3 protein-coding genes are annotated in these 15,564 nt (G+C 73.6%); 2 read left to right on the top strand and 1 reads right to left on the bottom strand.

Features of this window, described 5'->3' with window-relative positions; translation table 11 throughout:
- The first annotated feature begins 45 nt into the window (after positions 1–45).
- Both ACZ6TB_RS04150 and ACZ6TB_RS04145 read left to right on the top strand, forming a co-directional pair.
- Positions 46–6,654, top strand: coding sequence for a LamG domain-containing protein (locus ACZ6TB_RS04150; RefSeq protein WP_465550398.1), 6,609 nt, complete (start codon positions 46–48; stop codon positions 6,652–6,654).
- A 17-nt stretch (positions 6,655–6,671) separates the two neighbouring features.
- Positions 6,672–12,281 carry an RHS repeat-associated core domain-containing protein gene (locus ACZ6TB_RS04145; RefSeq protein ID WP_465550396.1) on the top strand — a complete coding sequence of 1,870 codons (5,610 nt, stop codon included), beginning with the start codon at positions 6,672–6,674 and terminating at the stop codon, positions 12,279–12,281.
- Positions 12,282–12,288: 7 nt separating this feature from the next.
- On the opposite strand, the gene ACZ6TB_RS04140 is transcribed toward ACZ6TB_RS04145, so the two are convergent.
- Positions 12,289–15,504 (bottom strand): AfsR/SARP family transcriptional regulator, encoded by a 3,216-nt coding sequence (locus ACZ6TB_RS04140; RefSeq protein WP_465550394.1) that lies wholly within the window; start codon positions 15,502–15,504, stop codon positions 12,289–12,291.
- Positions 15,505–15,564: the final 60 nt, after the last annotated feature.

The following is a 15,564-nucleotide window of genomic DNA, read 5'->3' as shown; positions in this document are numbered from 1 at the left end:
CCCGCCGCGTCCACACGCGGCGGTAGGTCTTCTGGGGGGACGGTAATGAATCGGTCACGTGGCTCGAAGCGATGGCTCGCCGCGGTCGGGGCGCTGGTGGTGATGGGCGCCCTGGCCTGGGCGGTTCCGCACGCCCGGACACGCGGGGCCGAGCCGCCCACGCCGGTCGTGGCGGCGGCCGACGCGCGGGGCGCCTTCGTGGCGGCCCGCCGGCAGCGGACGCCGGTGGTGGTGAACGAGCTGTCCACCCGGACCCGGACGGTGTCGGCCAAGCCGGACGGCACCCTCGAGGCGGTGCTGACCCTCCAGCCGGCCGGCACCGATCCGACGCTGGAGCGCCGGGCCGACGGCCTGGTGGCGCCCCGGGCGATCGGCGCCGCCCTGACCTTCTCGTCCGGCGGCCGGGGCGAGCCGCTGGTCCGGTTCGGGGCGCCGGGCGCGTCGTTCGCGCTCACCTGGCCCGGCGTGCTTCCGGCGCCGGTCCTGGCCGGAGCGACCGCCACCTACCCCGCGGTGCTGCCCGGCGTCGACCTGGTCATGCGGGCCGAGGCGGACGGCTACGTCCAGCACCTGGTCGTCAAGGACGCCGCGGCCGCCCGCGCCCCGGCGCTGAAGCGCATCCGGCTCGGCCTGACCACCGACGGCCTGCGGGTCCGGGTCACCGCGTCGGGCCGGATCGAGGCCCGCGACCGGGCCGGCAAGGTCGTCTTCGCGGCGGCGGCGCCGACGATGTGGGACGCCGCCGGGACGCACGCCGCCGTCGGGGTCGAGGCCGGGGTCACCGCGTTGACGCTGACCCCGGATCGCCGCCTGCTCACCGGGACGGCCACCCGCTTTCCCGTCACCATCGACCCGGACTGGCGGACCTTCGGCCAGCAGGGGTGGACCAAGGTCTTCTCCGGCAAGCCGGACAGCGCCCACTGGAACGGCGGCAACGACCTCGACACCTGGGCCAAGGTCGGCTACTGCGACTGGGCCGGCTGCAACGGCATCGGCGTCGCCCGCACCTACTGGACCTTCGACACCAGCTTCCTGAACGGCAGGCGGATCCTCAGCGCGAGCCTGGACGCCACCATCGCGTACGGCCCGCAATGCCGTACCGATGACCACAAGCTGTTCGCCACCGGCGGCATCGGCGCGGGCACCACCTGGAACAACGCCCCGCAAGGGTGGGAGGTCGGCACGGCGTCCGCCGGGTCGAACTACACCGGCTGCGAGGGCTACAAGGGCATCGGGTGGAACGTCGCGGGCGCGCTCAACACCTCGGGCTGGTCGACGTTCTACGTCCGGGCGGCCAACGAGAACACCGGCGACGCGAACGCCAAGCTCGCGTGGCGCAAGTACGACGGCGCCGCCACCCGGATCACCGTCAACTTCAACACCCGCCCGAACCCGCCGGCGGCGATGACCACCGACCCGCCGATCGACCCGCCGTGCAAGTGGTGCGGCGGCGTCTCGTACTTCGGTGACAAGTCGATCCGCCTCCAGGGCCGGCTCTCCGACCCGGACAACGACCAGCTGACCGCCATCTGGGACGTCTACGGCGGCCCGGCCAAGGAGCACCGCGAGGGGCCGGCTCTGGGCTCGGGCAACATGTTCAGCACCACCGTCGACCTGAGCGGGCGCGAGAACCAGACGGTCAGCTGGACGTTGTGGGGCCGCGACGGCCCGGACGGCGGCGACTGGAAGAACGGTCCCGGCCCGTTCGTCGTCGACCTCACCGGCGTCACCGTCAAGCCGGGCGTCACCGCCGACCTCTACCAGGACGACAATCGCTGGCACGGCGGCGTGGGCGTGCCCGGGACGTTCACCTTCGACGCCGCCGGCGTCAACGACATCGACCACTACGTGTACGACTGGGTCAGCCCGCCGACGGCCAAGAAGGTCGACGCCGACGCGCTCGGCGGCAAGGCGACCGTGCCGATCGCCCCGATCGCGGACGGCGTGCAGACCCTGTACGTGCAGAGCGTCGACCGGGCCGGGCACCCGAGCCCGGTCCGGGAGGTGCCCCTCCACGTGCGGGCCGGCAACGGACCGCTCGCCCAGTGGTCGATGGAGGGCAACGCGAAGGACACCGCGTTCCTGGGCGACCGGCACGGCACGCTGACCGGCGGCGCGACCTACGCCGGGGGCGCCGTCGGCGCGGGACTGCGGATGGACGGCACCGGGGAGATGACCGCGCCCACCGCGGTGCGGACCGACGCCAGCTTCTCGGTCTCGGCCTGGGTGAAGCTCGACAACGTCGACGACCGCTGGGTCAACGCGGTCGGCCAGAAGGGCGCCGAGCAGTCCGCCTTCGTCCTGCAGTACGCGGGCGACCGGAAGCGCTGGGTCTTCGCGATGCCGCGGACCGACACGAAGACGCCGACCGAGTGGGACTTCGTGAACGCCCCGGCGGCGCCGCTGGCCGGGCAGTGGACGCACCTCGCGGGCGTCTATGACGCGTACGCCCAGAAGGTTCGGTTCTATGTGGACGGCGAGCTGGCCGGCTCGGTGTCCCGCCCGACCCCCTGGAACGGGACCGGCGCGCTCTACGCCGGGTACGGCCTGGTCGGTTCGGTGGACGAGGTCAAGGTCTACGACCGGGCGCTCACCGAGGGCGAGGTGCGGGCCGCGGTGAGCCGGGACAACGTGCAGGCCGGTTACTGGAACCTGGACGAGACCGCCGGCACGACCGCCCGGAACGCCACCGGCGGCGAGATGGGCGTGCTGCGCGGCGGCGCGCGGTTCGTCGAGGGCGGCGCGGTCAACGGCGCCGTGCGGCTGGCCGGCGCCGGCGACTCGGTGACGACGAGCGGACCGGTCCTGCGCACCGACCGGAGCTTCTCGGTGTCCGCCTGGGCCCGGCTCGACCGGGGGCCGAGCGGCGCCGACGCGGCCACCGTGGTGTCCCAGGACGGCGCCGTCAACAGCGCCTTCTTCCTGGAGTACCGCGGCGATCCGGGTGGCGGCGGCATGTGGGAGTTCTATCTGCCCTCAGCCGACGCGGTGTCCCGGCCCGCCGACTCGATGGTCCGCAGCGGCAAGATCACCAAGACCGGCGAATGGACACACCTGACCGGCGTGTACGACGCGGGGGCCGGGCAGATCCGGCTCTACGTCGACGGGACGCTCGCCGGCACCGCCCCGCGCACCGCCGGATTCGACGGCGCCGGCCCGCTCGTCCTCGGGCAGGGGCGGTGGCAGGGGACCGTCGGCAACCAGTGGAGCGGCGCGGTGGACGAGGTGCGGGCCTACAACCGGGTGCTGTCGGCCGACGAGATCCGCGGCCTGGTCAGCCGGGACGGCGTGATGACCGGCAACTGGAAGCTCGACGGCAACACCCAGGACTCGTCGCCGAAGAAGCTGCACGCCACCGCGGTCAACGGCCCGGACTACACCGGCGGCCAGGCGAGCATGCCCGACCCCGGCGACCTCGCGCTGCGCCTCGACGGCTCGGCCAAGTGGGTCCAGGCCCCGCACGCGGTGGACATCGACCGCAGCTTCTCGGTGGCGGCCTGGGCCCGGGTGGACAAGCTCGGCTCGCTCCCGTCGTTGCTGTCGCAGGACGGCAACCAGATCAGCGGGTTCAAGGTACGGGCCCGCTCCGACGGCCGGTGGGGCTTCGTCATGTTCGCGAGCGACGCCGTCGACGACGGCACCAAGCGGGACGAGGCGGTCGGCGACGCCATCCAGATCGGGCAGTGGACGCACCTGGCCGCGGTGTACGACGCCGGCGCCCACGAGATGCAGCTCTACGTCAACGGCGTGCTGGCCGGCTCCGTCGCGCACACCCAGACCTGGAACGCCACCGGCGGCTTCCAGATCGGCCGGGCCAAGTGGGGCGGCGCCCCGGTGGAGTACTTCACCGGCGCCGTCGACGACGTGGCCGCGTACTCGCGAGCCCTGTTCGCCTCGGAGATCCAGACGATGGCGGGCCGCGACCTGACCCTCGTGCACAACTACGCGCTGGACGAGTCCGGCGGCCGCAACGCCGCCGACGGGGTGGGCGCGCGCGGCGCGAGCGTGACCGGCGGCGCCTCGTTCGGGGCGGGCCGGGTCGGCAACGCGATCACCCTCGACGGGACGAGCGGGGCGGCCGTCACCTCCGGCGTGGACCTGCGCCTGGACCAGTCGTTCACCGTCTCGGCCTGGGTCAAGCTCCGGCAGAAGGACTGCGACCTGGACGCGGTGTCGTCCTGCAAGGTGGACGCGGTCAGCGTCGACGGCGAGCACACCAGCAAGTTCCGGCTCGGCCACGTCGTCGACGACCTCAACCACACGTACGGCGCCTGGCTGTTCGAGATGCCCGAGTCCGACGCGCCCGGCGCCCGGGTCACCAAGGCGGCGGTGTCGACCGAGCGCACGGACCTCGACACCTGGACCCACCTGGTCGGGGTGTACGACCAGCCGACGAAGAAGATCTGGCTGTACGTCAACGGGGACCGGGTCGGCGACGGCACGATCAACACCCCGTGGCCGGCCACGAAGGGCCTGGCGATCGGCCGGGGCCGGGTGCAGGACGCCCCCGCCGAGTACTGGCCGGGCAGCGTCGACGACGTCCGGCTCTACACCGGACCGCTCGACACCGACCGGATCAAGGGCCTCTTCCACTCGTACCCGGCGCAGGCCGCCTCGGCGCTGCCCGAGGCCGACGCCGCCTGGTGGAAGTTCGACGACAACACCGGCACGAGCGCCACCGACAGCAGCGGCAAGGGCCGCACCGCGACGCTCAAGGGCGGGGCGACCTGGGTCGGCGGCCGCAACGCCTACAGCTCGTGGCTGGACGGCACCTCCGGTTACGCGGAGACGGCGAGCGCCGTGCTCGACACCACGCACAGCTTCTCCGCCACCGCCTGGGTCTACCTGACCCAGGCGGGCACCGCGAACACCGCCGTGCTCGCCCAGGACGCCGGCCGGCTGAGCGCCTTCTCGCTCGGCTACAACGGAACCACCAAGACCTGGATGGCGCTCGCGCCGATGGTCGACAAGGACGACCCCGGGACCGCGGTCAGCATCCTCAACTCCACCGAGCCCGCCGCGGCCGGCGCCTGGACCCACCTCGGCCTGGTCTACGACGCCGACCTGCACCAGCTGCGGCTCTACGTCAACGGCCTGCTCTCGGCGACGAAGGTCGGGGTGACGGTGCTGCCCTCGACCGGCCCGATGTCGATCGGCCGGGCGAAGTGGAACGGCGTGAAGGCCGGCTTCTTCCCGCGCGCCATCGACGACGTACGGGTCTACGCCCGCGCGCTCGGCGACGGCGAGGTGCGCCGGATCCACGACGACACCCCGGAGGACTGGTGGGGCTTCTACCGGTTCGACAACGGGACCGGCGCGGACCTCACCTGGCGCAAGTCCGACGCCACGATCGTCGCCGGCAGCAACGTCGGCGCGCCGGCGATCAGCGGGCAGGCGCTCCAGCTCGACGGCGCCTCCGGCGGGGCGACCGCGCCCTTCGGCCTGCAGATGCTGGACACCTTCACGGTGTCGGGCTGGGCCCGGCTCACGCGCGGCGACCAGGTCGCGACCGTGATCAGTCAGGACGGCGACCGGGTCAGCGGCTACGCGCTGCAGTACCGCCCCGACCTCAAGCGGTGGGTCTTCGGGGCGCCGGCCGCGGACAGCGACGGGGCGCCCCAGGCCTACGCGGCCGCGCCGGAACAGGCCGTGCTCAACCGGTGGACGCACCTCACCGGCGTCTACGACTACCCGGCCCGGCAGTTGCGGCTCTACGTCGACGGCCAGCTCGCCGGCGTCCGCGACCGGGTCGTGCTGTGGCGGGCGACGGGCAAGGTGGTGATCGGCCGGGCCAAGGCCGGCGGCGCGCCGTCCGGCTGGTTCGCCGGCGCGATCGACGACGTGCGGATCGCGGACGGCGTCGTGCCCGACGATCAGCAGACCGCGCGCGGTGGCTGGGCGACCCCGCCGGGCGGCCAGATCGGCCGGTTCCTCGACGGCGCCGGCGACCACTACACCGGGCCGACCGACCAGGTCCGCGAGGGCTACCACTTCGAAGGCGCCCTCGGCGCGGCCGCGGCGGAGGGGCCGAACACCCGGATGCTGTACGCCTGCCGGGCCGGCGCCGACCGCTTCACCTCGGCCCGGGACGACTGCGAGGGCGCCGAGAAGGTGGGCGAGGTCGGCCTGGTCTACACCCAGCCGCCGGTCAACATCCCGACCATGGCCGTGTACCGCTGCGTGAGCGGGCCGGACCGGTTCGAGTCGCGGGCCGCCACCTGCGAGGGCGCGACCAGCGAGGGCCTGCTCGGCTACACGGTGGCCTACGGGACGCTGACTCGGTACGCCCTTCCCGGGTTCGACCACGTCAGCACGACCGACGGGCCGCCACCGTCGTACGGCGGTGAGGGCGCGCAGGGCCTGGCGCTGCTCGCGGCCGACCCGGCCACCCGGCAACTGCTGAACTGCCAGGACGGCATCGACCAGTTCCTCTCCACCGACACCGCCTGCGAAGGGAAGACCGTGCTCACCTCGGTCGGCCGGATCTGGCCCGAGGCGCCGCCGGGGGTGGACAGCCGGCCGCTCTACCGATGCCGGCTCGGCGCCGACAGCTTCGTGTCGACGGCCGCCGACTGCGAGGGCCGGGTCGTCGACAAGCAGCTCGGTTACGTCCTGACCGGCGTGCCGGCCGTGACGGCGGTGTTCTCATCGTGACCGGACGGGAGACCCTCATGCGATCCATCCGCTTCGCCCTGGCCCTGCTGCTCGTCGTCCCATTGATCAACGGGGTGGTGCGGCCGCAGCCGGCGCTCGCCGCCGGTGGACCGTCGGTGCCGCTGCCCCCGGTCGCCTCCACCCCGGTGGAGAAGCAGACGATGCGGGCCGAGCCGCCGGACCAGGCCGGCCAGAACGCGCTGCACGGCAACCAGGGCCCGGCCGCACAGGCCAAGGACGGCGCCGGCACCAACGAGGCGACGCCGCTGTCGCCGTCGGCGACCTGGCAGGTCTCCCGCCAGACCGGCGACTTCAGCTGGTCGTACCCGCTGCGGGTGCCGCCGGCGCCGGGCGGGCAGGAGCCGGACCTGGCGCTGTCGTACGCATCTTCGGCCGTCGACGGCCGGACCAGCGCCACCAACAACCAGGCGTCGTGGATCGGCGACGGCTGGACGCTGTCGCCGGGCTTCGTCGAGCGGGCCTACCGGCCGTGCGCGGAGGACGACGCGGGCGACGTGAAGCCGGGAGCGGTCGGCGACCTCTGCTGGGGGAGCTGGAACGCGACCGCGTCCTACGGCGGCGGCGCGGGGATGCTGATCCGCGACGAGGCGACCAAGGTGTGGCACAACCGCAGCGAGGACGGCTCGAAGATCGAGCTGCTCGCCGGCGCGGGCAACGGCGACGACGACGGCGAGTACTGGAAGATCACCACCCTCGACGGGACGCAGTACTTCTTCGGCTCCCGGGCCGAGGCCAAGTCGACCTGGACGGTGCCGGTCTACGGCGACGACACCGGCGAGCCGTGCCACGCCACCGCCGGGTTCGCCGCCTCGCACTGCGCGCAGGCGTGGCGCTGGAACCTGGACAAGGTCGTCGACCGGAACGGCAACATGATGGTCTACACCTACGACGCGGAGACCAACGCCTACGGGTTGAACAACGGTGACGCCGCCGTCCCGTACGTGCGGGGCGGCACGCTGCGCCGGGTCGAGTACGGCCTGCGGGCCGCCGACGCCTCCGTCCCGGCGACCGGCCGGGTCGAGTTCACCGTCGCCGACCGATGCGTGCCGGGCAGCGACTGCGTGCCGGAGAAGAAGGACAACTGGCCGGACGTCTCGTGGGACGACAACTGCGCGGCCACCCCGTGCGTGGACAAGCACTCGCCGAGCTTCTGGTCGACGAAGCGCCTGGCCCAGATCACGACCCAGGTCCGGCGCGGCAGCTCCTTCACCGACGTCGACCGGTGGACGCTCGACCAGCAGTACCCGGACCCCGGCGACGGCGGCCGGGCCGCGCTGTGGCTGCGCGGCATCACCCACACCGGGCTGGTCGGCGGCTCGGCTGCGCTGCCCGCGGTGACCTTCGAGGGCACCAAGATGGCCAACCGGGTCTACCAGACCGACGGCTACGCGCCGCTGATCCGCTACCGGGTGACCGGCATCGTCTCGGAGAGCGGCGGCGTCATCACGGTCACCTACGCGCCGCCGAACTGCGTCGCCGGCGGCACGATGCCGGCCGATCCACAGACGAACACCCTGCGCTGCTACCCGCAGACCTGGAGCACCAGGCTCCACACCCCGCGCACCGACTACTTCCAGAAGTACGTGGTGGCCGAGGTCAAGCAGTCCGACCGGATCAGCAGCAGCACCGAGCAGGTCACCGCCTACTCGTACGGCGACGCCGCCTGGCACTACAACACCGCGGAGTTCATGAAGGACGACAAGCGCAGCTGGGACGAGTTCCGCGGTTTCGGCGACGTGACCGTCCGCACCGGCACGCCGGGCGACCCGGGCGGCCCGGTCGGCAAGACCCGGCACCGGTTCTACCGCGGCATGAACGGCGACAAGCTGCCCGGCGGCGTCCGGTCGGCCTCGGTCGACCCGAGCGAGGGGGAGAAGCGGCCCGACGAGGACTGGCTCCAGGGCTTCGAGCTGGAGTCGGCGACGTACCTGGGCGACACCGACCAGGTCGTCGAGAAGACGATCAGCGATCCGTTCTGGCGGGGGCCGCTGGCCACCCGGGGCGCGTACCGGGCCTATCTGGTCCGGACCGGCGGGGTGCGCCACTACACCGCGCTGGCCACCGGCTGGCGCACCACCCGCACGGCGACCATCTACGACGACCGCGGGCTGGCGACCGAGACCGACGATCAGGGTGACACCTCGCTCGCGGCCGACGACCGCTGCACCACCACGACGTACGTCGCCGGCGCCGACCGGCCCAAGCGGGTGGAGACCGTGGGCGTGGGCTGCGACGCCACCCCGGCCTTTCCCCGGGACGCCATCGGGGACACCCGGTACACGTACGACGCCGCGGGCAACCGGACCCGCACCGAGGAGCTGACCGCGCACGCGGCCGGCGCCGACCCGGAGTACGTCACCACGAGCACCGCCGGGTACGACGCGAACGGCCGGGTCACCAGCGCCGCCGACGCCCGGGGGAAGGTCACCACGACGGCCTACACCCCGGCGCTCGGCGGACCGGCGACCAGGACGGTCGTGACCAACCCGCTCGGCCACATCGTCACCTCGACGCTGGAACCGGCCTGGGGCAACGACATCCTCGTTGACGACGCCAACAAACGGCGGACCGAGACCGCCTACGACCCGCTCGGCCGGGCCGCCGCCGTCTGGCTGCCCAACCGGCCGCGCGCGGACAACGATGCCAGCTCCACGTTCGCGTACGCGATCAACCGGGACGCCCCGTCGGTGGTCAGCACCACGAGTGTGGGGCCGAACGGGAACTACACGACCGTCAACAACCTGTTCGACGGCTTGCTGCGGCAACGGCAGCGGCAGGCCCCGGCGGCCGGCGGCGGCCGGCTGCTGACCGACACCCGGTACGACTCGCAGGGGCGGGCCTTCAAGACGAGCCGGCCGTACTTCAACGACTCCCCGGTCGACGACCAGCTCTGGCTGGCCCCGGACTCCGCCATCCACGACCAGACGGTGACCCGGTTCGACGGCGCCGGGCGGGAGATCGCCGAGATCATCTACGGTCGCGGCGATGAGCTGCGGCGAACCACGACCGCGTACGGCGGCGACCGGGTGACCGTGACGCCGCCCCTCGGCGGCACCGCGACGACGACCGTCACCGACGCGCTCGGGCACACCACCGAGCTGCGGCAGTACCGCGGCGGCGCACCGGTCGGCGACTACGACACCACCGGATACACGTACACGAAAGCGGGTGATCTCGAATCGGTCACCGACCCGGCCGGCAACACCTGGCGCAACACGTACGACCTGCGCGGCAACCTGGTGGAGGCGAAGGACCCGGACAAGGGCACGTCGACCCTGACCTACGACGACGCCGGGCTGCTCAGCACCTCGACCGACGCCCGCAAGGTGACGCTGTCGTTCGGCTACGACGACCTGGGCCGCCGGACGGCCGTGAAGTCCGGCGCGACCACGCTCGCCGCCTGGACGTACGACACCGCCACCAAGGGCAAGGGCCAACTGGCCTCGTCGACGCGGTACGTGGCGGGGGCGGCCTACACCCGCACGATCGGCGCCTACTCGGCGCTCTACCTTCCGGTGGACACGACCGTCACGATCCCCGGCACGGAGACGGGCCTGGGCGGCACCTACACCACCTATGCACAATCCAACCCGGACGGAAGCCTGTACGCCCGGACGCTGCCGGCCATCGGCGACCTGCCGTCCGAGACCGTCAGCCTCGGCTACGACGACCTCGCCGACCCGACGACGCTCACCGGCGCGAGCGCCTACGTGAACACCACCGACTACACCAAGTATGGCGAACTGGCCCGGGTGCAGCTCGGCGCGACCGGCAAACGGGTCTGGCAGTCCTACTACTACGACACCGACACGCGCCGGCTGGACCGCACGGTCGTCGACGCCGAGGTGCCCCGCCCGGTGCAGGCCGACACCCACTACACGTACGACCCGGCGGGCAACGTCACCTCGGTCGCCGACACGCCGGCCGACGGCGCCGCCGACGTGCAGTGCTTCCGCTACGACCACCTCCAGCGGCTGACCGAGGCCTGGACACCGGCGGCCGACTGCGCCCCGGCGCCCGGCACCGGCCTGCTCGCCGGCGCCGCGCCGTACTGGCAGTCGTTCGGCTACGACGCGGTCGGCAACCGGCTGACCGAGACCCGGCACGCCGCCGCCGGGAACACCGTCCGCACCTACACCTACCCGGCGGACGACCCCCGCGAGCTGCGTTCGGTGACGACCGCCGCGCCGGGCGGCACCACCAGGGACGAGCTCACCTACGACGCCACCGGCAACGTCCTCACCCGTGCCGGTCAGACCCTCGACTGGGACCCGGAAGGGAAGCTGACCAAGGTCGGCGAGGCCGGGAAGACGACCGAGTACGTGTACGACGCCGACGGCAACCGCCTGGTCCGCCGGGACCCGGCCGGCCGCACCCTCTACCTCGACGGGCAGGAGCTGCGGCTCGACGGCGCCTCCGGCAAGCTGCTCGGCACCCGGTACTACCAGCACGCCGGCACCACCGTGGCGGTGCGCACGGGAACCGGCGTGACCTGGCTGGCCGGCGATCACCAGGGGACCGCGCTGGTCGCCGTCGACGACGCCTCCCAGCGGGTCACCAAGCGGCGCCAGACGCCGTTCGGCGCGGCCCGTGGCGACGCGGTCACCTTCCCGGGGCAGAAGGGCTTCGCCGGCGGCACGGTGGACGCCTCCACCGGCCTCGTCCACCTCGGCGCCCGCGAGTACGACCCGGCGGCCGGCCGGTTCCTCTCCGTCGACCCGGTGCTGGACCTGGGCGATCCGCAGCAGCTGAACGGGTACGCCTACGCCGGCAACAACCCGGTCACCAAGTCCGATCCCACCGGTCTGTACGCGCCGTCCTGCAACAACTTCGGCGACTGCACGGTCGGCAAGAAGGGGCCGGAGGTGTGGACGCCGCCGCCGGCCGGGGCGCCGCCCGCCGCGAGCACCCGCAACAAGCCGGCGACCCAGCCGTCCTGCAGCGACAAGGGTGGCGACTGCCGGGTCGGCGCGCGCGGCAAGACGCCCGGGCCCGTGCCGAACTGCAACAAGTTCGGCGACTGCCGGGTCGGGGTCAAGGGTCCCAGCATCGAGGAGCTCGCCCGCCGCGCCGACCGGGTGTCGTGGGAGGAGAACCGGAAGGTGACCCCGCCACCCGCGCCGGCGGAGGAGGACTGCGACTTCCTGTGCGGCGTGTGGAACAACCTCAAGGCGGTGACGAACAGCGACGCCTACAAGTGGATCGGGGTCGGGCTCGGCGTCATGGCCCTGTTCGGATGCGCCGTCTGCGGCCTGGTCAGCATGGGCATGAACATCGCGGCGACGGCCACCAACTGCGGCAACGCCTTCTTCGGCAACGGCCGCGGCTTGGACTGCGCGACGGGGGCGGCATCCCTGGGGCTCGGCGCGATGGCGGGGGTCGGGGGCAAAGCCGCCACCGACCTCTGGCTCAAGGGCGCCGATCTGGCCGCGAACGGCAGCCGGATCGTGGGGGGCATGGCCAAGGTGGCCTCGTATGCGCCACGCGCCCACGCGGTCATGTCATCGATCGGCTCGCTGTCGATCGACACCAGCGACGCGAGCGGAGTGATCCCGAAGACCTACCCGGGCCCCGCATCGAGCTGCGAGGTCAGTCTCCTCTGTTAGCGAGGGATCAGCGGTGGAGGGCCGCGCCGAACTCGGCGCGGACCTCCACCGCCTCCGGCGTGCCGATCCGGTCGAACGTCTCCAGCGCGGCGTGCCAATACGGCGCGGCGGCCCCGGCGCCCTCGTTCACCCGCATCACCCGGGCGTACGCGTGCAGCGCCCGGGCCTCGAGCAGGCGCATCCCGTTGCGGCGCGACACCTGCACCGCCGCGCTCAGGCAGGTGGTCGCGTCGGCGGCGTCACCGAGGTCGAGCCGGGCGAGGCCCAGCTCGACCAGGGCCCGGCACTCCAGGTTGGCCCGGATGCCGGTGCGGCGGATCCGGCGCAGCGCCCACTCGGCGTGCTCCACGGCGTGCGCCGGCCGGCCCTCGGCCCGGTGGGCGGCGGCCAGCGCCGTACGGATGGAAATCTCCCCGAACCGATAGTTGATCTCCTGGGCGATCGCCAGCGCCCGGCCGAGCTCGTCGATGACGCCGGTCCGCCGCCCGGCGCGCAGCCGGGCGGTCGCGATGATCTCCATGGCGCCGAGCTGGATGCGCCGCTCGCCCACCCGCCGGGCCAGCGCCGCGCCCTCCTCGGCGGTGGCGATGGCCGGCTCGTACTGCCCGAGGTCGCATCGGACCTCGGCCTGGCAGATCAGGCAGTTGGCGGTCAGCGGCAGGACGCCGAGCCGGCGGGACGTCTCGGCCGCCTCCCGGTAGAACGCGAGAGCCAGCCCCAGATCCCCGGTGTACCAGGCCGTGTTGCCCAGCCCGCCCAGGATGCGGGCCAGGATCGTCTGGTTGCCGGTGCGGTGGTTGAGCTCCAGCGCGCGCATCTGCGACTGGATCGTCTGCTCGACCCGGCCGGCCGACAGCAGGGCGACACCCAGGAAGCTCGTGTTCAGCGTCTGGGCGTCCAGGTCGCCGGTGCGCTCGGCCAGCTCGAGCCCCTGCCGGTGATAGCGGATGGCCAGCTCCGGCGGGCCCACCTGGGTGCTGATCCGGCCCAGGTAGTGCAGGCTGCGCGCCTGCCCGTCGAGGTCGCCGGTGCTGCGGTGGATGGCGAGGGCCCGGACGTGGTACCCGCGGGCGACGTCGTACCGGCTCCGCGCGAAGGAGACCATCCCGATCACGTCGAGCATGACCGCCTCGGCGCCGCGATCGCCGGCCTGGCGGGCGGCGGCCAGCGCGGTCTCGGCGGTGGCCAGGCCCTCGACGGCGGTGGCCCGGCTCCAGAAGTAGCCGCACAGCGCGTCCGCGAGCCGCCAGGCGTAGTGCCGCAGGGCCGGCTCGGCAGCGGCCCGCGCCACCGCGGCGACCAGGTTCGGCAGCTCGGCGTCCAGCAGCTCGAGCGCGTCCGCCTCGCTCGCGGGTCCGTCCACACCGGACGGCCGCGGCAGCCGGGCGAACTCCGGGTAGAGCAGATGGGCCGCGTGCCACGTGTGGCGCAGGTAGAAGGCCCACAAGCGCTGCCGGGCGTCGTGAGTGACCCCCTCCGCCTCGGCGCGGCCGGCCGCGTACTCCCGGATCAGGTCGTGGAACTGCCACCGTCCGGCCGAGCGGGGCACGACGAGGCTCGCGGCGACCAGCGCCTCCAGCGACCGCTCCGCCTCTTGGTCGCCGCCGGTGAGCGCGGCGCAGGCGTATGCGTCGAAGTCCGGCCCGGGCACGACGCTCAGCAGGCAGAACAACCGGGCCGCCGGCGGGTCGAGCCGGTCGTACGAGAGGTCGAACGCCGCCCGCACCGCCGCCTGGCGATCGCCGGGGACCTCGAGCTCCACCAGCCGGCCGCGTACCCGAAGCGCCTCGGTGTAGTCCGCGATGGTCTGGTGCGGGTGGGCCCGCAGGTTCGCCGCCGCGATCCGCAGCGCCAGCGGCAGGCCGGCGCACGCGGCCGCCAGCCGGTCCACCGCCTCCGGCTCGCGGCCGACCCGGTCGTCGATCAGCGCGGCCAGCACCGCCCGGGAGTCGGAGGTGGAGAGCGGCCCGATCGTGCGGGGGCGGCCACCGTCCAGCGCGACCAGCCCGCGGAGATCGGCCCGGCTGGTCACCAGCGCGGCGCAACCGGGGTGCCCGGGCAGCAGCGGCCGCACCTGGTCCGGGTCGGCGGCGTTGTCGAGCACCAGCAGCACCCGCCGGCCGGCCAGCAGGCTGCGGTAGAGGCTGGCCTGGTCCTCCGGGTCGGTGGGCACCTGGCCGGCGGGCACGCCCAGGGCGCGCAGGAAACGGGCGAGCACCACGGTCGGCCCGAGCGGCGAGCCCGCCGCGTACCCCTGGAGGTTGGCGTAGAGCTGGCCGTCGGGGAAGCCGGCGTGGACCCGGTGCGCCACGTGCAGGGCCAGCGCGGTCTTGCCCACGCCCGGCGGCCCGGACAGGACCACCACGGGCATCGCCGGCCCGCGCAGCTCCGCCGTGAGGTGGTCGATGTCGGCGGCCCGCCCGAGGAACACGCCGGAGCCGGGCGGCAGCTGCCGGGGAACGACCGGCGCGCGCCCCTCGCCGGTCGCGTGGCGGCCGGACAGGATCTCCTGGTGCAGACGCCGGATCGGCTCCGACAGGTCGATGCCGAGCTCGTCGCGGAAATGCCGGTGCGCCCGCTGGTACGCCTCCAGCGCCTCGGCCTGGCGGCCCAGCCGGCACAGGGCGGACATCAGCAGCATCCAGAACCGTTCCCGGGTCGGCTGCTCCCGGGTCAGGTCGTGCAGCTCGCCGACGAGCCCGGCCGGCCGGTCGAGCCACAGGTCGAGCTCGAGCCGGCGCTCCACGGCGCCGAGCCGCCGCTCGGCCAGGCGCGGGACCACGCTCCGGTGCAGCGACTCGGACGGGACGTCCTGCAACGCGGGGCCCCGCCACAGCTCGAGCGCCTGGGCGAGCAGGGCCGACTCGCCGACCGGATCCCCCTCGGCCCGGCGCGCCCGCTCCAGCAGGTCCTCGAACACCAGCACGTCGATCCGGCGCGGGTCGACCTCCAGCCGGTAGCCGGTGGCGTGCGTCCGGATCAGCCCGTCACCGAGAACGCGGCGCAGCCGGGCCGCGTAGACGTGCAGCGTGCTACGCGCGGACGCCGGCGCGTCCTCGCCCCACAGCCGCTCGACGATCCGGTCGAACGGCACCGTGCGATTGGCCTCCAGCAGCAGCGTGACGAGCAGAACGCGCAGCTTGCTGCGGCTCAGGGGGATCGCCGCGCCGTCCCGCCGAACCTCGAGGCTGCCCAGCAGGCCGAACCAGTACCCCGTATTCACCGGCAACGACGATATCGACGCGCGTGCCGCTCCGGTGCCCCTTTCCCGCGCCTTGTCGCA

The sequence above is a fragment of the Actinoplanes sp. NPDC051537 genome, assembly GCF_055586105.1.
This window is presented reverse-complemented; position numbering and strand designations above follow the sequence as displayed.